Annotated in this window: 15 protein-coding genes; all 15 read left to right on the top strand. The window is 67.6% G+C overall.

Translation table 11 applies throughout. The features are described from left to right. Positions 1-3 precede the first annotated feature (3 nt). The 15 genes from OH686_RS01130 to fhuB all read left to right on the top strand — a co-directional run bounded on the left by OH686_RS01130 (position 4) and on the right by fhuB (position 22,966). The gene (locus OH686_RS01130) at positions 4-4,608 is read left to right on the top strand and encodes an eCIS core domain-containing protein (RefSeq protein ID WP_289535817.1); all 4,605 of its coding nucleotides are present in this window, start codon (positions 4-6) and stop codon (positions 4,606-4,608) included. Between the two features lie 18 nt (positions 4,609-4,626). Beyond that, positions 4,627-5,283, top strand: a complete 657-nt coding sequence (locus tag OH686_RS01125; RefSeq protein ID WP_289535816.1) for a hypothetical protein — start codon at positions 4,627-4,629, stop codon at positions 5,281-5,283. Continuing rightward, positions 5,280-5,639 carry a hypothetical protein gene (locus OH686_RS01120; RefSeq protein WP_289535815.1) on the top strand — a complete coding sequence of 120 codons (360 nt, stop codon included), beginning with the start codon at positions 5,280-5,282 and terminating at the stop codon, positions 5,637-5,639. Before OH686_RS01125 ends, OH686_RS01120 begins: the two co-directional genes overlap by 4 nt. Further along, the gene (locus OH686_RS01115; RefSeq protein WP_289535814.1) at positions 5,636-6,775 is read left to right on the top strand and encodes a hypothetical protein; all 1,140 of its coding nucleotides are present in this window, start codon (positions 5,636-5,638) and stop codon (positions 6,773-6,775) included. The genes OH686_RS01120 and OH686_RS01115 overlap by 4 nt, the downstream gene beginning before the upstream one ends. Continuing rightward, complete coding sequence (locus OH686_RS01110; protein WP_289535813.1) at positions 6,772-7,284, top strand: phage baseplate assembly protein V; 513 nt, start codon at positions 6,772-6,774, stop codon at positions 7,282-7,284. Before OH686_RS01115 ends, OH686_RS01110 begins: the two co-directional genes overlap by 4 nt. A 132-nt stretch (positions 7,285-7,416) precedes the next feature. Then, the gene (locus tag OH686_RS01105; RefSeq protein ID WP_289535812.1) at positions 7,417-7,737 is read left to right on the top strand and encodes a hypothetical protein; all 321 of its coding nucleotides are present in this window, start codon (positions 7,417-7,419) and stop codon (positions 7,735-7,737) included. A 2-nt stretch (positions 7,738-7,739) separates the two neighbouring features. Then, complete coding sequence (locus tag OH686_RS01100; RefSeq protein ID WP_289535811.1) at positions 7,740-8,108, top strand: GPW/gp25 family protein; 369 nt, start codon at positions 7,740-7,742, stop codon at positions 8,106-8,108. Further along, complete coding sequence (locus OH686_RS01095; RefSeq protein ID WP_289535810.1) at positions 8,105-10,675, top strand: putative baseplate assembly protein; 2,571 nt, start codon at positions 8,105-8,107, stop codon at positions 10,673-10,675. The genes OH686_RS01100 and OH686_RS01095 overlap by 4 nt, the downstream gene beginning before the upstream one ends. Further along, positions 10,675-13,461 (top strand): putative baseplate assembly protein, encoded by a 2,787-nt coding sequence (locus tag OH686_RS01090; protein ID WP_289535809.1) that lies wholly within the window; start codon positions 10,675-10,677, stop codon positions 13,459-13,461. The genes OH686_RS01095 and OH686_RS01090 overlap by 1 nt, the downstream gene beginning before the upstream one ends. Then, on the top strand, positions 13,458-15,536 hold the full coding sequence (locus OH686_RS01085; protein WP_289535808.1) for a hypothetical protein: 2,079 nt from the start codon (positions 13,458-13,460) through the stop codon (positions 15,534-15,536). The genes OH686_RS01090 and OH686_RS01085 overlap by 4 nt, the downstream gene beginning before the upstream one ends. A 9-nt stretch (positions 15,537-15,545) precedes the next feature. Then, positions 15,546-18,719, top strand: a complete 3,174-nt coding sequence (locus OH686_RS01080; protein WP_289535807.1) for a DUF6519 domain-containing protein — start codon at positions 15,546-15,548, stop codon at positions 18,717-18,719. Positions 18,720-18,730: 11 nt separating this feature from the next. Beyond that, complete coding sequence (locus OH686_RS01075; protein ID WP_289535806.1) at positions 18,731-19,225, top strand: hypothetical protein; 495 nt, start codon at positions 18,731-18,733, stop codon at positions 19,223-19,225. 104 nt (positions 19,226-19,329) lie between these two features. Continuing rightward, on the top strand, positions 19,330-20,097 hold the full coding sequence (locus OH686_RS01070) for an ATP-binding cassette domain-containing protein (protein WP_289535805.1): 768 nt from the start codon (positions 19,330-19,332) through the stop codon (positions 20,095-20,097). After that, on the top strand, positions 20,097-20,954 hold the full coding sequence (locus tag OH686_RS01065; protein WP_289535804.1) for an ABC transporter substrate-binding protein: 858 nt from the start codon (positions 20,097-20,099) through the stop codon (positions 20,952-20,954). The genes OH686_RS01070 and OH686_RS01065 overlap by 1 nt, the downstream gene beginning before the upstream one ends. Beyond that, a complete protein-coding gene (fhuB, locus tag OH686_RS01060; RefSeq protein WP_289535803.1) occupies positions 20,951-22,966 on the top strand; it encodes a Fe(3+)-hydroxamate ABC transporter permease FhuB in 2,016 nt (671 codons plus the stop codon). Before OH686_RS01065 ends, fhuB begins: the two co-directional genes overlap by 4 nt. Positions 22,967-23,076 lie beyond the last annotated feature (110 nt).

Genomic DNA, 23,076 nt, shown 5'->3' with positions numbered 1-23,076 from the left:
ATGATGAGCGCACCTGCCGCCACGGTAGCCCCCAAGACAGCCCCCGTCCTCGCCAAGACGGCGACGTCGCTGTTGCAGCGCAAATGTGCCTGCGGCAAAGGTGGCGCTGGTGTATCCGGGGAGTGTGAAAGCTGCCAGCGTGACAAGCTGATCGGCGTGCAGACCAAGCTCCTGGTCGGCGCCAGCGACGACCCGTTGGAACATGAGGCCGACCGTGCCGCCGAACGGGTACTGGGCATGCCCACGCCCGCGGGTGGAACATTGCCATTTACTGTCAGTACCCTGCCCCCGCCCGCCTCTTCAGCACCCGCCATGGCCGGCAGGGACGCGCAGAGCATGGACGTCCCTCTGCCGCAGGAGTCTGCGCTTGGTCATGGCGGCGCCCCACTATCGCCGGCTCTGCGGCAATTCTTCGAGACCCGCTTCGGTCGCGACCTGTCGGACGTACGGGTGCACAACGGCGGACAGGCCGACGCCTGGAACGAGCAACTCAATTCCCATGCCTTCACCTATGGCAGCCATGTCTGGCTGGGGCACGGACACAGGCCGGCGGCGAACTTTCTCCTGGCCCACGAGCTGGCGCATGTCATCCAACAGCGTCAACCGCGCTCGTTGCGCCAGTCGAGCCCGGTTGAAGATGTCCCGGAACTGTCCGGTACAGGCCCGGTGTTGCGGCGCCTGGAGCTCGGCATGCCGTTCTGGGTACCGCTTGGCAGCAAGGGCAAGAAGGGCGGCTCGGACATTCACGAAGACCTGCTGAAGATCGCCCAGGATAACAACGCTGATCTCGACATCGAGGCGCCCGCTCCCAACTCCGCACGTGGTGCTGCAGGGCTCGGCTTGCAAGGCAGTATCGATCTATACCTGGGCAAACATGGCGGTAAGCCACATGCGCGGGTCGGACTGTTCTTTGCCGGCAACCGCGGCACATTGGGTGCAGACGTGGAAACAACCACCCCGACAAAACACAAACGCGCCAATGTTAAAGGTATTGCCGCCGGTGATTTCAACCCCTTCGTCACTGCCAGTGGCGGCATCGATGGCATTGCCAAGGGCCCGAACAATGTCGAAATAGGCGAGCTCAAGCCAGCAGCCAAACCAATTCTCGAAAAGGGTGAGCAGCAGATTGAGAATTATCGCGAAGGTATGAAGGACGCTCAGCGCCTGACCAACCAATGGGCGAAGAACAGGAGCAAGACTGAGAGTTGGGACCTAAAGAGCACCGGAGCACTGTCTGACTCCGCGGTTAAATTCATTCACAACGGCACAGATCTGAAGTTCAACCCTGGCAACCTTCGCGACGATGAAAATCTAGTACTCGCGACCGTCAGCGAGTCCGACATCGGCGGCAAATATAAGGTGAAGGTCCGCTTCAATCCTGTTGAGCATGGCCTGCCACCGATCAAGGGTGGCCTGTACGCCCAGCTGCATAAGCCGGGCAAAGGGCTATGGACCTACTTCGCCAGACCCAAGGATCTTGCCGGTGCACTGAAACTGGCACGCAGTACCTTGATCAAGGCTGAGATGGCGCTGGCCAACCAGGCTCAGGACGAGGTGATCGATCCACTCTTCAAGGCGCCCAAGAAGATCACCCCTCTGCGCCGCTCACATCGGCCACAGCCCGAGGCGCCCTTGGCGGTCACGCCATCGCTGCCGCTGATCCGGCGCAAGGTAAAGACGCCGGAGCTGAAAGACGAATTCGATCACGCAAAATGGAAGAAGGACCAGGCTGCCCTGCGCGCCAAGATATCCGGTCCCACCGCGAGTGCCGACACCAAGAAGCAGATGGCCTCGCTCGAATTGTTGGAGCGAGCCTACGAGGCCGAAGAAGCGCTGGACAAGGTGGACGGCACTGGCAAGACCAAGCTGCCGCCCAAGAACGACAGCGCCAACATGGTCAAGATCGTTTCCGGCAAAGGCACCGAGCGCAAGGAGCACAAACGCAGCCTGGCCGACATGTCCAGTTGGCTGCTGGGCTGGACTGGCAAACCGGCGGAAGTGCTGGGGATATTCCGCGACAAGTTCGGCGACAGTTTCGTCTGGGTAGCGAACAAGCTGAGCAACCTGCGTGATCGCATTCGCGAGAAGTACCGCAGCACCTTCGAGAAGCACCCATCTAAGCCGAGCGGTGGCAAGGGCAAGATCATTGCCAAGGCCCTGCTCAAGGCCTTGTTGCAAGTGGCCAAAATCTTGATTCCCCGAGCCGCTCACTTGTTCATGGATGCGGTGGTCGCCGGTAGCAAGAAGAAGCTGGCCAAACTCTTCGACCTCGACCCGGTGAAGATGGCCGAAGACACCTTCGGCGAAGAGTTCACCCAGCTGAGCGACAAGCTCGGCAAGTACAAGGAGGACGCGGAAAAATACGCCACCAACGTCATCGACAGTCATACCAAGGACCTCGCCTGGATCAAGGACGTGATCGATACGAGCAAGACCATCGGGCCGATCCTGGAGGCTGCCTCGATCGCGATCCAGTGCGGCACGCCCCCGGGCTGGGGTTGCCTCAAGCTGCTGGCCCGCAAGCTCGTGGATTGCGGTATGGAAGCGGCGTTGAACGTCTGCGCAGTGCAGAAGGAGATCGCCGGGATCGTATCGGCAGTAGGTCCGCTGGCTAACCTTCCCGCCACGCTGGCGCAAAAATCGCTCGACATGGTCAAGGACGCAGCGCCAGAGGGACTCAAGGATGTGTTCAGCGAGCCCGTAAGTACTTCTGGTGCCTTCAACAAGGAGGACATCGAGTGCGAAGACACACCACCGGAAGGTGACTGCCCCGGGTTGTTCTCGGCTCCCTCAGCCGGGGCTAAGGGCGAGAAAAGCGAGCAGAGCGAGCCGGGCAAGCAAGGTGAGCAACAGGGGGACAAGACGCAGCCATCCGAGCCGGGCCAAGGTGAGAAGAAACTCGATCCGAAGGGCAGCAACAAGGGCGCCGAGGCAGAAAAGGTTGAGCCTGACGAGTGTGAGCAAGGCAAGGGATGTACCAAGGGCGACAAGACCGACCCCAACGGCAGCGCGCCCGGCTCATCTTCGGACCAGCAAGGTGAGGCTCCCGGCAAGGGCGGTCCGACCGAGCCAGACGCAGCGGCTGACGGCAAGGGCGATAAACAGCCTCAACCCAGCAAAGCCCCACAGAGCGGCGCTACTGTACCTGGCGCCGATGGAGTGCAAGGCGGCCTAGAGTCACTACCGGTGCCAGACGAGACGCACAAGGCACTCAGCAAGCTGTTCAACGAGCACGGTGCGGAAAGCATCGAGGCACTGGCCAAGCTGGCGGAGGCCGCCGGCATGCCCGACAACGCGCCGATGACCGCTGACCAGGTGAAAAAGCTGCAGGAGCTGCTGAAGAAAGGTGGATTGTCATCCAAGGCTCTGCAGGAGCTAGCCGGTGGCAAGGCCAAGCCAGGCACCCAGCGCAAGGCAGCACCGCTGGACAAGTTCCTCGGCGAAGAAGCACACAAGGCGGTCATGGAACAGACGCTGGAGAAACTCCGCCAGAAGCAATACGACATCACCTTCGACGAGATGGCCAAGCTCAAGGTGCGCCTGAAAGTGCTCGTCGCCTACAAGCCAGGCCCGTTCCGCAATGCCCCGGCGCTGATGTGGACCGATCAGCTACGTGCGGCTGGCGTCGTCGATGGCGTATTCGGCGAGTGTCACGACGGCGGCAAGGTCCATCTGAAAATCACCCGCGCGGTGATGTACGAACAAGGCACCGAGCTGGAGGTTCGAGTCACCACTCCGTTCGAGGATGCCAATGCGCAGCTCGCCAGCGGCGTCTGTCCCACGCCCCTTCCGCCACCCAGCAAAAGTGGTGGTGGTAGTGGCCAGGGTGGTGGCGGCGGTGGGCAGGGTAATAACAAGGACCAGGGCAGCGGATCAGGAAAGCACGAACAGGACCAGCAGGAGCACGGCGAAGATCAGCCCGAACAAGGGCATGGCCAAGGCCAGAGCATGGGCCCTGGCGACGAACAGGTACCTCCTGACCAGCAGGGCAAGAGCTCCGGCCAGGGTGCGGGAAGCGCGGGCGGCATTGGTGTCGACTCGCGCGCCGACCCTGACCATTCCGCCGCCCCCTCTGCACAGGGAGAAGCTGATCAGGGTGAGCAGGAAGAGGAAAAGGACGAGGAACAGCAAGACGCCGACAAGGGCAAGAAGCCTGAGGACAAGGGCAACGGCGCGGAAGCCGATGGTGCTCAACAGGGCTTCTCTCTGGATATCGGTGGGCTGGCCGGCAACTGCGGTTTCCCGCCTCAATGCACCCAGGATCCATGGCTGATCGACTTCGAGGAGCTGGGCGCCTCGGGCGACGGTTACCAGGTCATGCCGGGCAAGGACAACGATCCCGACCACACCCTGTCGATGACCAACCCACCGAACAAGGTTGCGCCTTTCTCGATTCGCAGTGCCGCGGATGGCTCTCTGGAGCTGGTGCTGGTCTGCGAGGGCAAAACCTGCGTGGTCGGCATCGTCAAGCCGTCACCAGTCAACCCCGCCATGCACGAACTGGTTTCCGGTCCGCAGTTCGATCTGCTGCGCGCGCTGTTGCGCAGATTCATCAAGGAAAAACGCAACGGGAGCAAAGGCCGTGCCGAACGTATCCACTTCTTCTGACACGCAGGAAGCGCCGCGATGAGCACATTTCCCAACTCTCCGCGTGTGGTCAAGGGCGGTCTGGTACTGGTCGACCCGGAAACTGCCAAGGTACGCAGGGTCATCTCCCTGCAGTACAACCCGGACAGCCTCAAGCGCAGCCTGCAGTCCAAGACTCTCGGCGACGGCGCCGAGCGCTCCGAGGCGTTTCGCCTCACAGGCCCGGCGGTGGAAACCATCACTCTGGAGGCCGAGCTGGATGCAATCGATCAACTGGAGCATCCCGAACAGAACAAGAACACGGTGGAGTCTGGTATCGCGCCGCAGCTGGCTGTGCTGGAGGCGTTGATCAACCCGACCGCCGCCGACCTGTTCGCCGGCAAGGCGCTGGCCAGTTCCGGCACCCTTGAAATCGCCCCCATGGAGTCCTCCTTGGCGCTCTTCGTATGGGGGGCGCAGCGCATCGTGCCGGTGCGGGTCACCGAATTTTCGATCAGCGAAGAAGCTTTCGATCCCGAGCTCAATCCGATCCGCGCCAAGGTCAACCTGGGCCTGCGCGTGCTCTCGATCGACGACCTCGGCTTCGATCACAAGGGTGGCGGGCTGTTTATGGCCTACCTGCAATCGCGCGAGAAACTGGCCGGCAAGGCCGCCACCTTCGGCTTCGACGCTCTGGGTATCGGAGGTCTGCCATGACCGATCCGCTCAAGGCCTTCCTGCAGGCCAATGCCATTACCGCGCCGGCCTTCGCCCCGGACAGCCGCTATCACGGCCTGGACATCGCCCAGTGGGTACGTGCCGATGGCGAGGTACTCAGCTATGTGCATCGACGCTTCGTGCCGCCGGCGGAAAACTTCGCCACCCTGAGCGAGCATCGGGTGGAGGTCGGCGACCGCCTGGACAACCTGGCCGCCCGCTACCTGGGCGACCCGCAGCAGTACTGGCGGCTGTGCGACGGCAACGGCGCGCTGCGCCCAGACGAGCTGACCGAAACGGTCGGCCACGTGCTGCGCATCACCCTGCCGGAAGGCGTGCCGGGAGACGACGCATGAGCAACGCCGTCCACCTCAGCCTGCTGATAGGCCCGATCATTCCGTTGCCGGTGCCGGCGATGCTGATCGACGCCCTCGAAGAGGTCACGGTCACCAGTGCCAGCGAAGGTGCCAGCGGCTTCCAGCTGCGCTTCAAGGTCAACAGCAAGTCCGAATTGAACACCCTGTTCCTGATCGCCGTGGGCAACAACGCCAGCCTCGGCGTGCCGCCGCTGCGGGTGGTGCTGATCGTCACCCTCGGCGGGCGCCCGCAGCCGCTGTTCGACGGCGTGCTGACCAACGTCGAGGTGCAGGCCGGGCAGAACCGCCAGCCCGGCAGCATCACCATCACCGGCGAGGACCTGACCAAGGTCATGGACCTGATCGACTTCTCCGGCATGCCCTACCCGGCCATGCCGATCGAGGCGCGGGTGGCGCTGATCTGCGCCAAGTATGCGGCGTTCGGCATCATCCCCCTGCCGATTCCCTCGTTCTTCACCGATGTGCCGATCCCCATCGAACGCATCCCCGCCCAGCAGGGCACGGACCTGGCCTACATCCGCCAGTTGGCCGGTGAAGTCGGCCATGTGTTCTACATCGAGCCGGGCGAAGTACCGCTGACCAACATTGCCTACTTCGGTCCCGAGATCAAAGTCGGCCCGCCACAGCCGGCGCTGAATATCGACATGGATGCGCACACCAACGTCGAGTCGCTGAACTTCAGTTTCGACCCGACCAAGGGTGTGCTGCCGATCGTGTTCATCCAGAACCAGATGACCCGTGTGCCCATCCCCATTCCGATCCCCAATATCAACCCGCTGCAGCCGCCGCTGGGCGTGCTGTCCACGCCGTTGGCCAACCTCAAGATGATGAAGGAGACGGCCAAGATGAACCCGATGCAGGCCATCAGTGCCGGCCTGGCCGAAGCCAAGAAATCCCAGGACGCGGTGACCGCCAGTGGCAGCCTCGACGTGATGCGCTACGGCCGCATCCTGCGCCCGCGCAAGCTGGTCGGCGTGCGCGGGGCCGGGGTCGCCTACGACGGCCTGTACTACGTCAGCAGCGTCACCAGCACCCTGGGGCGCGGCAAGTTCACCCAGAGTTTCAACCTCAGCCGCAACGGGTTGATCTCCATCACGCCAACGGTGCCCGCATGAGCCAGCAACGCTATTACGGCAAGTACCGCGGCATGGTGCTGAACAACATCGACCCCATGCAGCAGGGCCGCCTGCAGGTGCAGGTGCCCGACGTGGCCGGGCTGATTCCGGCCAGCTGGGCCATGCCCTGCGTGCCGATCGCCGGCATCCAGAACGGCATGGTGGCGTTGCCGATGATCGGCTCCGGGGTGTGGGTGGAGTTCGAGCAGGGCAACCCGGACCACCCGATCTGGGTCGGCTGCTTCTGGGGCAGCGCAGCGGAGATTCCCGCCCTGGCGCGGGCCACCCCGCCCGGACTGCAGGCCATCACCCTGCAGACGCCGCTGCAGAACGGCCTGACCATCTCCGACCTGCCCGGCCCCACCGGCGGAATCATGCTCAAGAGCGCCACCGGCGCGACCCTGATCGTCAACGACACCGGCATCTATATCCAGAACGGCAAGGGCGCGATGCTCACCCTGATAGGCCCGGCGGTCACCATCAACAACGGCGCGCTGACGGTGATCTAGGCCCCGCACGGGTGGCCACGCAGTTCCGTGGGATGTGGAACAAGGAGGCAGGTATGGACAGATACACAAGGCAAGGCCGGCTCCCACGGGACACACAGGCCTGCGCGCCATGGCGCGCGGAGGGTCGCTGATATGCCAGGCCCCCTCCTCCATGTCGGCGCCAGCGTGCTCTGCGCCCACGGCGGCACCGCCACGCCGACCGTGCCCAATCCGCGGGTGCTGGTCAGCGGCCAGCCAACGGTGCTGATGAGCGGCCCCTATGTGATCGCCGGTTGCCCGTTCAACGTCTCCGGCAGCCCGGTGCCCTGCGTCACCGGGCAATGGGTGGTGGCCGCCACCCGGGTGCAGTCCAACGGCCAACCGCTGGTACTGATGGACAGCCAGGCGGTCTGCGCACCCAACGGTACGCCGCTGCTGCCCGTGGCGGCGCAGATGCGCGTGATCGGGAGCTGAACATGACCCAGCGCCTGCACTTCCCCTATGCCTTCGATGGCCACGGCCGCAGCCGCGAAGCGGACGAAGCCACCTGGATCCGCGGCCTGATCGAGCAGGTGCTGTTCACCGCACCGGGCGAACGGGTGATGCGCCCGGACTTCGGCAGCGGCCTGCGCGAGCTGGTGTTCGCGCCCAACAGCCCGGAACTGGCCGCCACCGTGCAGTTCCTCGTGCAGGGTGCGCTGCAGCAATGGCTGGCCGACCTGATTCTGGTCGAGTCGGTCGAGGTCAGCGCGGTCGAGTCGCGCCTGGCGGTGCAGGTGCAGTACCGCATCCGCCGCACCAACCAGCGGCGTGACGACAGCTTCGTCCAGGGAGCGGCGTCATGATCTACCACTGCTGCGAAGAAAACCGCCGGGCGCTGGTGGATGCCCACCCCAGCCTCAACGGCATCGACTATCTGGAAGTGCTCGACCTCGACGCCCCGCCCGGCAGTCCGCGCCAGCGCACCCTGCTGGTTCGCCTGCTCAAACCGGTACCGGCCGGGCTCAGCGTGGATAACCTTCATATCAGTGGTGGCGAGCGCGTGCGCCGGGTGGGCGTCCAGTGGCTCGGCATCGCCAGCACGCCTCCGGTCCAGGCCAGCGCCGCGGAGCAGGCCCTGTTCCTGGCGCTGACCGAGCCGGACCACGTGCTGGTGGTGCGTACCGACACGGACGGCGACCACTCCACCTACCGTCTGCAACTGCGCCAGGCCGGATCACTCGACCTGCCGCTGGCGAACTTCGATCCGCGCCTGTCTGCCGTGGACTTCGCCTTCAAGGTCGAGTGCCCCAGCGACTTCGATTGCCGCCCGCAGCAGGACTGCGCAGAGCCGCCCGCCGCCGCGCCGGACATCAACTACCTGGCCCGCGACTACGCCAGCCTGCGCCGTCTGGTGATGGATCGCCTGGCCCGGCAGATGCCCGGCTGGCGCGACCGCAGCCCGGCCGACCTGGCCACCACCCTGGGCGAGCTGATCGCCTATGTCGGCGACCTGCAGCACTACCAGCTCGACGCCGTCACCACCGAGGCCTACCTGCACACCGCGCGCAAACGCAGCAGCCTGCGCCGCCATGCATTGCTGGTGGACTATCAGCTGCACGAGGGCTGCAACGCCCGCGCCTGGCTGCATCTGCAGGTCGTCGGCGGGCCCTTCCCGATGCCAGCCGGGCTGCGCTTCTACACCCGCGTGCCGGGCGTGCCGCCGCGCATCCTCGCCGACTCGCCGGAGGAGCGTCAGGCGCTGCAGAGCACGCCGCTGGTGTTCGAGCCGATGCACCAGGCCACCCTCAACGAGGCGCACAACCGGCTGTTCTTCCATACCTGGAGCGACGCCCGCTGCTGCCTGCCAAGCGGTGCCACTTCGGCCACCCTGCGCGGCCACCTGCCCGACCTGGCGGTGGGCGACGTGCTGGTGTTGCAGGAAGTCCTCGGCCCGCTCACCGGCGAGGCGGCCGACGCCGACCCCGCGCGGCGCCACGCGGTACGCCTGAGCGCGGTACGCGCCTTCGATGGCAGCGACCCGCTGCTCGATCCGCTGGACGACAGCGAGATCACCGAGATCGCCTGGCACAGCGCCGACGCGATGCCCTTTTCCCTGTGCATCTCCAGCGAGACCGACGAGGCCCACGGCAGCCTGCAGCTGGAGGATGTGAGCGTGGCCCTGGGCAACATCATCCTGGTCGACCATGGGCGAAGCGTGATCGGCGAGGAACTGGGCAACGTGCCGGCGCCATTGCTGCAATACCCGGCCAGCGGCGGCGCCTGCCAGCGCCTGGCCCCGGAGCCGCTGCCGCCGCGCTATCGCCCGTTGCTGGCGGAGGGCCCGGTGACCCACCGCGGCCGCGTGTTACGCCGGGTTAGCGAGGGTGGCCTGGTGCGCCGCGAATGGGTGCTGTTCGACCCGCAAGCCTCGGCCAGCGCCGCCCTGCACTGGCGCGCTGCCGATGCGATCCCCGATCTGCGCCTGGAGAGCGGTCCGGGCGGCAGTCCGGAGCACTGGAACGTGCAGCGCAATCTGCTGGACAGCAGGGCCGAGGACCGCCACTTCGTGCTCGAGGCCGAGAGCGACGGCAGCACCCGCCTGCGCTTCGGCGACGACCGCCATGGCCGGCGCCCGGACAGCGGCATGGCTTTCCGCGCCTACTACCGGGTCGGCAACGGCCCGGCCGGCAATGTCGGCGCGGCCAGCATCGCCCATGTGGTCAGCGCCGAGGCGCGCATCGAGGCGGTGAGCAATCCGCTGCCGGCCCGTGGTGGGATCGCCGCCGAGAACCACGCCGAGCTGCGCCGCGCGGCGCCCCAGGCGTTCCGCACCCAGGAACGGGCCGTTACCCCGGCCGACTATGCCCAGGTCACCGAACGCCTGGACGGCGTGCAGCGCGCCGCCGCCGGGCTGCGCTGGACCGGCAGCTGGCACACGGTGTTCGTCACCGTCGACCGCGACGGTGGCGACTCGGTCGATGCGGCATTCGCCGAGAACGTGGTCGAGCACCTGGACCGCTACCGCATGGCCGGCCACGACCTACGCGTCAACGAGCCGCTGCACGTGTCGCTGGAGATCGACCTGCTGGTATGCGTCAAGGCCGGCTACTTCCGCAGCGATGTGCGCCACGGCCTGCTCGACGTGCTCGGCAGCCGCCAGCGCGGCGACGGTACCCGCGGCCTGTTCCACCCGGACAACTTCAGCTTCGGCCAGACCTTCTTCCTCAGCCCGCTGTACGCCGCGGCGCGCACCGTGCCGGGCGTGGCCTCGGTACAGGTGACGCGCTTCCAGCGCCAGGGCCAGGTCGATCCCAAGCCGCTGGCCGATGGCTTCATGGCGCTCGGTCGCCTGGAGATCGTGCGCCTCGACAACGACCCCAACTTCCCCGAGCACGGCGTGCTGCGGCTCAATCTGCATGGAGGCAAGTGATGGCCAGCAAACCCGAGTGTGACTGCTGCGCCGGCGTCGACGCCGACACCCCGCGGCGCATCGACAACCCGCCGGGGTTGCCGGTGATCGACTACCGCATCGGCCGCCATGGCGACTTCATGGACAGCCTGCAGGCGCGCCTGTCCAGCGCCGAGCATCCGGCCCTCGCGGCCTTCACCAGCCGTGAGGCCAGCGACTTCACCCTGGCGCTGTCCGATGCCCTCGCCTGCTCGCTGGATGTGCTCGGCTTCTACACCGAGCGCTACGCCCAGGAGCATTACCTGCGCACCGCCACCGAGCAGCTGTCGGTACGGCAGATGGCCCGCCTGATCGGCTACCGCCCGGCGCCGGGCGTGGCCGCCTCCACCCACCTGGCCTTCACCCTGCTCAGCGCGCCGGGCATGCCCAGCGAGCCGATCGTGATTCCGCGCGGCACCAAGGTGCAGAGCGTGCCCGGGCAGGACGAACAGGCGCAGACCTTCGAGACCATCGCCCCGGCGCCGGCTCGCGCCGCCTGGAACGCCATACCGGCCCAGGCCAGCCGCGCCTGGCGACCACGCAAGGGCGACACCGAGCTGTGGCTGGCCGGAGTCACCCATCAGTTGCAGGTCGGCGACGCCATTCTCATCGTCGGCGACGAACGCCTGAGCGACCCCGGCAGCGAACGCTGGGACGTGCGCGTGCTCGCCGGGGTCGAAGCGGACAGCAACAACGGGCGCACCCGCCTGTACTGGAACCACCCGCTGGGCAGCGGTTTCCCGTCCATGAGCCCGAGCGGTGCCGGCGCCCGGGTGTTCGCGCTGCGCCAGCGTACGGCGCTGTTCGGCCACAACGCACCGGACCCGAATCTGTTCGGCTCGGACAACCCGCAGATCATCAACCAGATCGACACGACCACTAGCCCCACCAACTGGCGCTGGGCCAACTTCCAGCTCGACCCGGCAGCCGTCGACCTGGACACCGACAACGCCAAGATCGTGGCCGGCAGCTGGTTCGCCCTGGTCTCCAACAATCCCGACTACGGCAGCGCCGACCTGCCCGGCTATGTCGAGCTGTACCGCGCCGTGCGGGTGATCCACCGCACCCGCAGCGCCTTCGCCCTGTCCGGCAAGATCACCCGCATCACCCCGGACACCGACGAAAACCTCAGCGCCAGCACCTTCCCCCTGCGCCAGACCCTGGTGCTGGCCCACAGCGAGGCGCTGGAGGTGATCGCCACGCCGCTGTTTCACCCGGCGCACGGCGATGTCCTCGAACTCGACCAGCGCGTCGACGGCCTGCAACCGGGCCAGGCGCTGGCACTGTCCGGCCGGCGCCAACGCATCGTTTTGCTGGCCAGCGGCCTGGCTCTGCAGCTGGACCAGGGCGGCAGCGTGGCGCTGGAACAGGGCGACGAGCTGTTCATGCTCGGCGCCGCCGACCGCCTGTTCGGCAGCACTCCGGTGGCGCTCGGCGCCGAGGAGTTCGCCGGGCTGCTCGGCAGCGCCTCGGTCAACCTGCGCCTGCAGTTGCTAGACCGCGACGGACGCAGTGGCCGCCTGCAGGCCAAGGCTAGCCAGATCCGTCTGGCCAGCGGCCAAAAAGACGATCCGTTGGTGCGCCAGATCGCCTTGATCGCCGACGGCGAGGACGCGCTCAGCCACGACCGCGACCGTACCAGCCTCAAGCTGCAGTCGGCGCTGCAGCATGTGTTCGAACGCGCCAGCCTGCGCATCAATGCCAACGTCGCGCCGGCCAGCAATGGCGAGACGGTGGAGGCCATCCTCGGCGACGGCAATGCGGCCCAGGCCAACCAGCGCTTCCTGCTCAACCAGGCGCCGCTGACCTACCTCAGCGCCAGCACGCCGAGCGGACGCGCCTCGAGCCTGGAGGTGCGAATCAACGACGTGCTATGGAGCGAAGTCCCGACCCTGTACCACGTGGCGGCCAACGCGCGCAGCTACGAGACCAGCCAGGACGAGGCCGGCTACACCACCCTGCAGTTCGGTGACGGCAACGAGGGCGCGCGCCTGCCCAGCGGCCACAGCAATGTGCGGGTGCGCTACCGCAAGGGCCTCGGTGGCGGCGGCAACCTGGCCGCCGGCAAGCTCACCACCCTGCTGTCGCGCCCGCTGGGCGTCAGCGAAGTGGTCAACCCGGTGCCCGCCAGCGGCGGCGAGGACGCCGAGTCGCTGGCCCAGGCCCGAGCCAACGCGCCGCTGACGGTGCTGACCTTGGATCGCGCTGTGTCCATCGCCGACTACGCCAACTTCGCCCGCGCCTTTGCCGGCATCGACAAGGCCCATGCCCTATGGGTTCCCAGCGGCCCGGCGCGCGGCGTGTTCCTCAGTCTGGCCGGCGCGCTGGGAGCGCCGATTGCCGAGGGCGACGCCGTGTACGCCTCGCTGCGCGCCGCGCTGCTGGCCTACGGCGACCCTTTGGTGCCGCTGCGCATGGTTGGCTACGCCGATGCACGCTTCCGCTGCCGCCTGGCAGTCAAGGTGCTCGCCGAGTACGAGGGCGACCTGGTGCTGAGTCAGGTGGAGGCAGTTCTGCGCGAACATTTCGGTTTCGCCCAGCGCGATTTCGGCCAGAACGTCTCGGTCGATGAGCTGGCCGCGGTGGCCCACCGCGTGGCTGGCGTGCAGGCGGTGCAGGTCAGCCGCCTGTACCGCCAGGGTCAGGCGGCGGGGCTGGTGCCACGCCTGTATGCCGCATTGCCGGTGGCCTCGCTTAGCGGCCTGCCGCAGGCGGCCGAGCTGCTGACCCTGGCCGATGAGCCGCTTGAGCTGGAGGTGCTGCCATGAGCCTGGACGCACAAGCGCTGTTCGCCCTGCTGCCGGCCATCCACCGTATCCGCGATGCGGAACTGGCGGAGGCGGAAGGCTTCGAACGCGGCCCGCTGGAAGAGCTGGTGGCGCTGCTGGCGGAGCAGCTGGGCATTGCCGAGGAAGGCCTGGAGCAGCTCTACGACGACCTGTTCATCGAGACCTGCGCCGACTGGGTGGTGCCCTATATCGGCGACCTGATCGGCTACCAGGGCCTGCACCAGGTGGTGCCCAAGGTCGCCAGCCCGCGCGCCGAGGTAGCCCATACCATTGCCCTGCGTCGGCGCAAGGGCACCGCCACCGTGCTGGAGCAACTGGCCCGCGATGTCACCGGCTGGGACGCCCGCGCCGTGGAGTACTTCCAGCGTCTGTGCGCCACCCAGTACATGAACCATCCGCGCCCGCAGGCGCTGCAAGCCCCGGACCTGCGCCAGGAGCAGGCGTTGGAGTGGCTGGGCACGGCCTTCGAAACGGCCAACCGCAGCGTCGACGTGCGCCGCATCGAGTCCGGCCGCGGTCGCCACAACATTCCCAACGTCGGCCTGCACCTGTGGCGCATCCAGGCCTATTCGCGCACACAGGCGCCCTGCCTGCGTGCCGCTCCGCGGCGCTATCGGGCCAGCCCGCTGGGCCACGACCTGGCGCTGTACAACAAGCCGCGGGTGGAAGACGACATCGGCCATCTGGCCGAACCGGACAACGTGCCCTGGCCGCTGTCGCGGCGGCGCCTGGAGGCGCACCTGGCGCGCCACTACGGCGTGCGTGCGGCTGCCGGCGCGCCGCTGGACAACCCGGCGCCGAGCCTGGAACTGTGGGTCGACGGCATGCTGATCGAACGCGAGCAGATCTGCATCTGTCACCTGGGCGACGACGGTGTCGGCTGGGCCCACACACCGCCGGCCGATGGCACCTATTCCATCGATCCGGTACTGGGGCGCATCGCCCTGCCCGGCGATGCGCCGGACCCGGCCGAGGTGCAGCTGACCTGGCACGAAGGCTTCTCCGCCGATATCGGTGGTGGCGAATACGAGCGCGGGGCCGACCTGCCCTCCCCGCCGGCCGGCCGCCTGGTGGTCCGGGTGCCGGATGACCAGGCCAGCATTGCCGACGCGCTGAGCGAGATCGCCGGCGATGGCGTGGTGGAGATCACCGACAACGGCCGCTATGAGGAAGCCCTGAGCATCCAGGTGATCGCCGATGGCGCCGTGGAGATCCGGGCGCGCAACGGTCGACGCCCGGTCCTGGTGCTCAGCCAGCTGGACATCAGCGGCGCGGCGGACAGCGCCTGCCTGCTCAACGGCCTGCTGATCGCCGGCGCGCCGCTGCGGGTAGCGGCCGGCGCCGGCAATGCCCTGGCTCGCCTGGAACTGAGCCACTGCACCCTGGTGCCCGGTATCGAGCTGGACGCCAGCGGCCAGCCGCTGCAACCCACTACGCCCAGCCTGCAGCTGGAGATCGCCAGCCTGTACACCCGTATTTCCCGCAGCCTGGTCGGCGCCATTCGTGCCCATGAGCATGCCCTGGTGCAGGCCAGCGACAGCCTGATCGACGCCACCGCCCGCGACGGCGTGGCCTTCGCCGCCATCGATGGCGAGTCGCCGGGTGCGGCGCTGTCGCTGGATGCCTGCACGCTGATCGGCAAGCTGCACACCAGCGAGGTGGGGCTGATCTCCAACAGCATCCTGTTCGCCGCCCTGGCCCCCGCCGACAGCTGGGCGGTGCCGGTACGCGCCGAGCGCAAGCAGGTCGGCTGCGTGCGTTTCAGCTGGCTGCCGTTCAACTCGATCCTGCCCCGCCGCCATCGCTGCCAGCCCGACTCCAGCGGCGCCGCCCGGCACATAGCGCCGCGTTTCACCTCACTGCGTTATGGCACCCCGGCCTACGGTCAGCTCGCCACCTCCACCGCTGCGGAAATCCTCCAGGGTGCGGACGACGAGAGCGAGATAGGCGTGTTCCACCAGCTGTATGGCGCGCAACGGGTCACCAACCTGCGCATCCGCCTCGCGGAATACCTGCGAGTCGGGCTGCGCGCCGGCATCTTCCACGAATCCTGAGGGAGCATCATGAGCTTCGATCTGAGTCGAATCCGCTTCGACGTCCGCCGCGACTTCCTCGGCGTGGTCATGCAACAGGGCCGGGTCCAGCTGGACGCCGACTGGAACGAATGGGTGGCGCAGCTGGCCCGACGCATCCAGGCCGGCGCGCTAGACACCTACGGCGGCAACGTGGTGCCACGCATCACCCCGGACGGCTTCCGCATCGAGGCCGGCGGTGGCAGCTTCACCATCGGTGTCGGGCGCATCTACGTGGACGGCCTGCTGGCAGAAAACCACGGCGCCGCGCCCAACGTCTGGGAACCGCGCCTGGCCGAGCTGACCGGCAGCACCGCGCTGAACTACGCCAACCAGCCCTACTACCCCAACCCGCCAGCGCTGCCCCAGGGCGGGCCGCACCTGGTCTACGTCGACGTGTGGCAGCGTGACGTCACCGCGGTGGAAGCCCCGGATCTGATCGAGAAGGCCGTGGGCGTGGACAGCACCGGGCGCCTGCAGACGGTGTGGCAGGTCAAGGTGCTGGCCAATGTCGGCGACAGCACCTGCGCCACCGAGGATGAAGAAGTCCCTGGTTGGCAGGCACTAATTGCACCCTCGGCGGCGCGCCTGTCGACCGGTACCGGCGTGCCGAATTTCGAGCCGGATCCCTGCCAGGTGCCGCCGGCCGCCGGCTATCGCGGGCTGGAGAACCAGCTGTACCGGGTCGAGGTGCACCGGGGCGGCACGCTCGGCACGGCCACCTTCAAGTGGTCGCGGGACAACGCCACGGTGGCCTCGCGGGTCAGCCATATCAACCCGGCGCGCGATCGCATCACGGTCGAGAGCATCGGCCGCGACGACGTGCTGCGCTTCCATGATGGCGACTGGGTGGAAGTGACCGACGACTGGCGCGAACTGCACGGCCAACCCGGCGAGCTGCGCCGCGTCCGCGTGGCCGGCGGCGTGGACGAAAGCGCGCGGACCCTGCAGTTCGACCAGGCACTGCCCGCCGGCATGTTCCCGACCGATGCCCAGCAGGCCACCCAGGCCGCGCGCAACACCCGCGTGCGGCGTTGGGACCAGGCCGGCCTGGTGCGCCGCGAGAACGGCAACCAGGTGCTGGACCTCAACGCCCCCGGCGCCGCCGGTGATATCCCGATTCCCGCCGCCGGTACCCGCCTGTTCCTCGAACACGGCATTCTGGTGGACTTCAGTCTGGCTCCCGCTGGCGGCCAGTTCCGCAGCGGCGATTATTGGGTGTTCGCCGCACGCACCGTGGACGCCAGCATCGAGCAGCTGAACCAGGCGCCGCCGCTGGGCATCCACCACCACTACGCGCGCCTGGCGATGGTCAACTTCCCCGGCGACGAGACCGACTGCCGCGTGCTCTGGCCGCCGATTGCCGAGGGCGAAGGCTGCGACTGCACGGTCTGCGTCAGCGCCGAGGACCACAACAGCGGTGTCGCCACCATCCAGCAGGCGATCGATGCGATCAAGGATGTCGGCGGCACCATCTGCCTGGGCATCGGCACCTACAACCTGCGCGAAGCGCTGACCGTGGACGGAGCCAACTCGCTGCGCATCCGCGGCCAGGGCTGGGGCAGCCTGCTGGTCGCCAGCGGGCCCGGCAGCGTTCTCGACATCTCCGCCAGCAACGGCGTGGCCCTGGAGAACCTCAGCCTGATCGCCTCGGCCACCAGTGCCAATACCACGGCGGCACTACGCGCACGCAATACGGTCGACCTGCGCGCCGAGCACATCAACGTGCTCTGCCTGGCCACCGGCGAAGGCGCCAGCGCCGCCATTGGCCTGGGCGATAACATGCTCGGCGTGAGCATCGACGACTGCGCCCTGGTGGCCGAGCGCGGCCTGGTACGCCTCGGCGAGCACCTGCTCAGCGCCGAACTGCGGGTGACCCGCAACCTGTTCTTCTGCAGCCAACGCGCACTGAACCTGGACGGCATCAGCCTGCACTACGGCAACACGCGTATCGACGGCAACCTGATGATCACCGGCAGGCAAACGGCACTGGTGGCCACCGGCGCGGTGTTGCCGGGCTCGCCATTCACCATCGCCGACAACGTCATCTACACCCAGGGCGACGGCATTCGCGCCGGGGTGGACGGCCTGCGCATCCGCGACAACGAAATCAGCGGCGCGTCCGAGCGGGGTGGCGAAGGCATAGTGCTCGAAGAAGGCCTCGACCCGCAGGGCCCCAGCGATGTGCGCATCGAGGGCAACCGCCTGCGCCAGCTGCAGGGCAACGCCATCGCCATCCACCAGCACCTGGACGGCGGCAGCATCACCGGCAACCTGATCGAGGACATCGGCCTGGGCGCCCTGGTAATGGGCGAGGCAGGCGGCGCCACGAGCCTGGTGGTGAGCGGCAACCGCTGCCGCAATCTGGGCCTGGCGGCGAATGTCGAAGGCACCGCCTACGCGGCGTTCCAGCTGATCCGCATCCAGCGTGCCGATTTCTGCGACAACCTGGTCGCCGAAGTGGCGCGTGACGCGGTGCTCTCGCCGGCCATCGCCGGCCTGCGCGCCGCCGCCATCGGCCAGCTGCGGGTGTGCGACAACCGCTTCCTCGGCATCGGGCCGGACCGCAGCAGCGGCGAAGTGAGCGCCATCCAGGTCCTGCCGCCCTTCGATCGCAGCGTGGTCGAAGGCAACCATGTGGACCGGGTCGGCGACGACGAGCAGCAGAAGCCGGTCAACGCCATCTGGCGGGCGATCCTGATCGCCCCGGTCGCGATCGGCGCCAGCGGCCACTTCAGCGCCGCCTACCTGGTCGCCGCCACGCAAAACAACGTCTATCTGCTCACCGCCAACAGTGCCTATGCGGTAGCCAACCGCCGCGCCGATCTGGCGATCCAGAACAACCAGTTGCGCGCCCACCTGACCAGCGTATCGCTGAACCTGTGCGCCGCGCTGGACCACTGCCTGTTCGCCGGCAACCGTTGCGAAACCATCGGCGGAGCCAACACCAGCGGCGCGCAATCAGGCGATCTGCAGGCGCGCACCCTCAATGCCAGCAACAACCGCCTGCTCGGCCAGGGCGACCAGGACACCCTGCACCTGCATCCGGATGTCCAGGTCAAGCAGGCCATCGTCATCGGCAACACCAGCACCGGCAATATCCGCGTCATCAACGGCGCGCCGATCCCCAACGACATGGGGCTGACCAACCTCATCGGCTTCTAGGAGCGCACGACATGGCCGTCACCACCTTTCGCGGCGAAAAGAACCTCGGCGAGCTGGCCGACAAGCTGTTCCTGCGCCTCACTCCGCGCCAGCGCGAGAAGGTCGAGGGTGCGTTGCTGCAGGCCAATCCACAGCTGGAGGAAATCTCCAGCCTGCGCGCCGGCACCTTGCTCAAGGTGCCAGACCTGCCGGAGCTGCGGGCCAAGGCCAACCGCGCCGGCGGCAACCCGGACGACCAGTTGGCCGAGCACCTTAGCAACGAGCTGACAGCATTCGCTCGCCTGCTCGGGCCGCGCTTCGCCGCGGCGCAGGAAGCGGTGGCGCAGACCGCCGCGGTGCTGGCGGAACCGGAGCTGAACCGGGTGATCGCCAAGGAAAAACCGCTGCGCGACCTGGCGAAGAACATCGGCACGCTCAACGAGGCTCGCAAGCAGGGGCTGGAGGAACGCCAGCAGGCGCTGATTGCCGCCGTGAAACAGATGCAAGGGGATCTGCAGAAGCGCTGAGTCGACATTGCCTGGCGTTCAGGAATGCATTGCGTTTGCCAGGAATTATCATTTTGGCTAAAGTCGCCGGCTTCGCGCACAGCTCGGCAAGCCAAGGATTGTCCATGTTCCGACTCGATGCGGTCAGCTTCAGCCTGCCGGAGCGTACCCTCCTGCATCCGCTGTCCCTCGACATCCCGCAAGGCCAGATGGTCGGCCTGATCGGCCACAACGGCTCCGGCAAGTCCACCCTGCTGAAGATGCTGGCCCGCCAGCAACCGGCCAGCGCCGGGCGCGTGCTGCTGGACGACAAGCCATTGGCCGACTGGAAGGACCGCGACTTCGCGCGCCAGGTCGCCTATCTGCCGCAGCAGCTGCCACCCGCCGACAGCCTGACCGCCCGCGAGCTGGTCGGCTTCGGCCGCTATCCCTGGCACGGCCTGCTCGGTCGCTTCGGCAGCAAGGACCACGCCAAGGTGCGCGAGGCCATGGAGCTGACCGACACCGCGCGCTTCGCCGAGCGCATGGTCGACAGCCTCTCCGGCGGCGAGCGTCAGCGCGTGTGGCTGGCCATGCTGCTGGCGCAGAACAGCCGCTACCTGCTGCTGGACGAACCGACCTCGGCCCTCGACATCGCCCACCAGGTCGACGTGCTCGGCCTGGTGCACCGGCTCAGCCAGCAGCTCGGGCTGAGCGTGATAGTGGTTTTGCACGACATCAACATGGCCAGCCGCTACTGCGACCGTCTGATTGCCCTGCACAGCGGACGCCTGCTGCTGGACGGCAGCCCGGCCGAGCTGATGACCGACAGCAACCTGGAGGCCATCTACGGCCTGCCCATGCAGGTGCTCAGCCATCCGCGCGGCCAGCAACCCATCGCCGTGGTGGTGTGATGCGCTGGCTGCTTTGCACGCTCGCCCTGCTGGCGGCAATCGCCCAGGCCGACACCCGCCAGCCTCGCATCGCAGTGATCGACTGGGGCCTGACCGAGACCCTGCTCGGCCTGGGCGTGACGCCCATCGCCGTGGCGCAGACCGAAGGCTACCGGCGCTGGGTGCAGGCCCCCGAGCTGCCCGCCGAGGTGGTCGACCTCGGCCTGCGCATCGAGCCCAATCTGGAGCTGCTTAACCAGCTCAAGCCGGACATGATCCTGATCACCCCGCAGTTCGCCGCCAGCCGCGCGCAGCTGGAGCGGGTGGCGCCGGTGCACACGCTGGCCATCTATACCCCCGAAGCCGAGGCCTATGTCGGTGCCCAGCGGGTGACCCGCGAGCTGGCCGAGCTGCTTGGCCGGCAGAGCGAAGGCGAAGCGATGATCGCGCGCATCGACAGCACCATGGTCCGAGTCAAGGAACGCCTGGCTTCGCAGGCATTGCCGCCTTTCTATGTGATGACCTTCCTCGACCAGCGCCATGTGCGTCTGTTCGGCAAGCAGAGCATCTACCAGGGCGTGCTGGACCGGGTCGGCCTGCGCAATGCCTGGCAGGGCCCAACCAACTACTGGGGCTTCAGCCAGCAGGGCATCGACCGTCTGGCGGAGACTCCAGAGGCTGCCCTGCTCTACCTGAAACCCATGCCGCCCGGCGTACAGGACGGCCTGGCTGCCAGCGCCCTGTGGAACCAGCTGCCGGCCGTGCGTGCGGGGCGCCTGTATGACCTGCCGCCGGTATGGAGCTTCAACGGTCTGATGGCTGCCGAGCGCTTTGCCAACCTGCTGGAAGCGCGCCTGGCGCCGGAGAGCGTGCAATGAGCGATCTGCTGGCTCAGGGGCCGCTGCCCGTGCGTACCCGCCGCGGCTTCTCCAGCCACCCGGCCTGGCTGTGTGGCGTGCTGCTGATCCTGACGCTTGGCCTGGCCTTCGCCGACCTCGGCCAGCGTCTGCCGAGCGGGCAATGGCTGCAGGCCATGTTCGCCCCGCAAGACGGCGACATGGCGCAGTTGATCCTGCACTTCAGCTGGTTGCCGCGCCTGTGCATGGCCCTGCTGTGCGGCGCCGTGCTGGCCCTGGCCGGTACCCTGATGCAGCAGGTCCTACGCAATCCGCTGGCCTCGCCGACCACCCTCGGTGTGGCCAGTGGCGCCCAGCTCGGCCTGCTGGTGGCTACCCTGTGGGCGCCCTGGCTGCTGGACTTCGGCCGCGAGTGGGTGGCCCTGGCCGGTGGTGGCCTGGCCTCCCTGCTGGTGTTCGCCCTGGCCTGGCGGCGTGGTCTGGCGCCGCTGACGCTGATCCTCGCCGGCCTGGTGGTGACGCTGTATCTCAGTGCGCTCAACGTGACCCTGATGCTGGTCCAACAGCAGGATCTCAACGCAGTGTTTATCTGGGGTTCCGGCTCGCTCAGCCAGAACAGCTGGAGCGGCGTGCAGTTCCTCCTGCCGCGCCTGGCCGCCGGCCTGCTGCTCCTGCTGCCGCTGTTGCGCCCGCTGGCCCTGCTGGAGCTGGACGACAGCGGCGTGAAGAGCCTGGGCGTGCCCCTGCGATTCCTGCGCTTCGTCACCCTGACCCTGTCCGTGTACCTGGCCGCCTGCGTGGTCAGCACGGTGGGTGTGATCGGCTTTATCGGCCTGGCCGCGCCGGCCTTGGTGCGCCTGCTCGGTGCGCGCACCTTCGCCCAGCGCCTGCGCTGGGCGCCACTGCTCGGCGGTCTGCTGCTGAGCGTCACCGACCTGGGCATCCAGCGCCTGGCCGGCTCCCTGGCCGAACTGGTACCCACCGGCGCCGCCACCGCGCTGCTTGGTGCCCCGCTGCTGCTCTGGCTGCTGCCACGCCTGCGCCTGTCCGGTGGTCAGCCGCACAGTGGCGACAGCCAGCACTTCGACCGCCACCCCTTCCCCGCTCGCCGCCTGCTGCCGCTCTGCGTGGTACTCGTTTGCGCATTATTGATCGCCCTCGGCCTGGGTCGCGGCCTGGATGGCTGGCAGTGGAACCTGAGCGACGCCAGCCTGCTCGACTGGCGCTGGCCGCGGGTGATGGCCGCCGCTGCCGCCGGCTGCATGCTGGCCCTGGCCGGCTGCATGATCCAGCGCCTGACCGGCAACCCGATGTCCAGCCCCGAGGTGCTCGGCATCAGCGCCGGCGCCGCCCTGGGCCTGATCGCCCTGCTGTTCCTGCTGCCCTACTCCGGCCCCCTGGCCCAGTTGGCGCTGGGCGGCCTGGGGGCTGGCCTGACACTTCTGCTGCTGCTCGGCCTGTCGCGGCGCTCCGGTTTCGCGCCCGAGCGGGTGCTGCTGATCGGCATCAGCATCACCGCGCTGTTCGACGCCCTGCAGGTGATCCTGCTGGCCGGCGGCGACCCGCGCGGGCAGAACCTGCTGGGCTGGATGTCCGGCTCGACCTACTTCGTCGGCCCGCAGATGGCGGTCTGGGTGCTGGTCTGCAGTCTGGTGCTGCTGGTCGCCACGCTGCCTTTCGGGCGCTGGCTGGAGCTGTTGCCGCTGGGCGATGGCACGCCGCGTGCCCTGGGCGTGCCGCTGGGGCGCAGCCGTTTCGTGCTGTTGCTGCTGGCCTCGCTGCTGACGGCCGGCGCCACCCTGATCGTCGGGCCGCTGAGCTTTATCGGCCTGCTGGCGCCGCACCTGGCCCGCCTGCTCGGCCTGGCTCGCGCCGTACCGCAGATGCTCGGTGCGGCGCTGCTAGGCGCATTGGTGATGGTGGCGGCGGATTGGCTGGGGCGCACCGTGCTGTTCCCGGCGCAGCTGCCGGCGGGGCTGCTGGCGTCGCTGCTGGGTGGGGCCTACTTCATGCTGTGCCTGTATCGGCGCTGAGGGGCTTGCTGGCGGGCTGTTCGCTGCGCTCCTGAGCCCCCACCCTACACGGAGCAGCACCTCGGCCCAAATATAGGGTGTACTCGCCGAAGGCAGTACACCAGAAGGGC

Source organism: Pseudomonas sp. SO81 (genome assembly GCF_030374125.1).
Lineage (GTDB): Bacteria > Pseudomonadota > Gammaproteobacteria > Pseudomonadales > Pseudomonadaceae > Aquipseudomonas.
This window is presented reverse-complemented; position numbering and strand designations above follow the sequence as displayed.

Excerpts from the sequence above, each read along its gene's own strand:
- OH686_RS01130 (WP_289535817.1), top strand. The coding sequence starts at position 4 with ATGAGCGCACCTGCCGCCACGGTAGCCCCCAAGACAGCCCCCGTCCTC.
- OH686_RS01125 (WP_289535816.1), top strand. The coding sequence starts at position 4,627 with ATGAGCACATTTCCCAACTCTCCGCGTGTGGTCAAGGGCGGTCTGGTA.
- OH686_RS01120 (WP_289535815.1), top strand. The coding sequence starts at position 5,280 with ATGACCGATCCGCTCAAGGCCTTCCTGCAGGCCAATGCCATTACCGCG.
- OH686_RS01115 (WP_289535814.1), top strand. The coding sequence starts at position 5,636 with ATGAGCAACGCCGTCCACCTCAGCCTGCTGATAGGCCCGATCATTCCG.
- OH686_RS01110 (WP_289535813.1), top strand. The coding sequence starts at position 6,772 with ATGAGCCAGCAACGCTATTACGGCAAGTACCGCGGCATGGTGCTGAAC.
- OH686_RS01105 (WP_289535812.1), top strand. The coding sequence starts at position 7,417 with ATGCCAGGCCCCCTCCTCCATGTCGGCGCCAGCGTGCTCTGCGCCCAC.
- OH686_RS01100 (WP_289535811.1), top strand. The coding sequence starts at position 7,740 with ATGACCCAGCGCCTGCACTTCCCCTATGCCTTCGATGGCCACGGCCGC.
- OH686_RS01095 (WP_289535810.1), top strand. The coding sequence starts at position 8,105 with ATGATCTACCACTGCTGCGAAGAAAACCGCCGGGCGCTGGTGGATGCC.
- OH686_RS01090 (WP_289535809.1), top strand. The coding sequence starts at position 10,675 with ATGGCCAGCAAACCCGAGTGTGACTGCTGCGCCGGCGTCGACGCCGAC.
- OH686_RS01085 (WP_289535808.1), top strand. The coding sequence starts at position 13,458 with ATGAGCCTGGACGCACAAGCGCTGTTCGCCCTGCTGCCGGCCATCCAC.
- OH686_RS01080 (WP_289535807.1), top strand. The coding sequence starts at position 15,546 with ATGAGCTTCGATCTGAGTCGAATCCGCTTCGACGTCCGCCGCGACTTC.
- OH686_RS01075 (WP_289535806.1), top strand. The coding sequence starts at position 18,731 with ATGGCCGTCACCACCTTTCGCGGCGAAAAGAACCTCGGCGAGCTGGCC.
- OH686_RS01070 (WP_289535805.1), top strand. The coding sequence starts at position 19,330 with ATGTTCCGACTCGATGCGGTCAGCTTCAGCCTGCCGGAGCGTACCCTC.
- OH686_RS01065 (WP_289535804.1), top strand. The coding sequence starts at position 20,097 with ATGCGCTGGCTGCTTTGCACGCTCGCCCTGCTGGCGGCAATCGCCCAG.
- fhuB (WP_289535803.1), top strand. The coding sequence starts at position 20,951 with ATGAGCGATCTGCTGGCTCAGGGGCCGCTGCCCGTGCGTACCCGCCGC.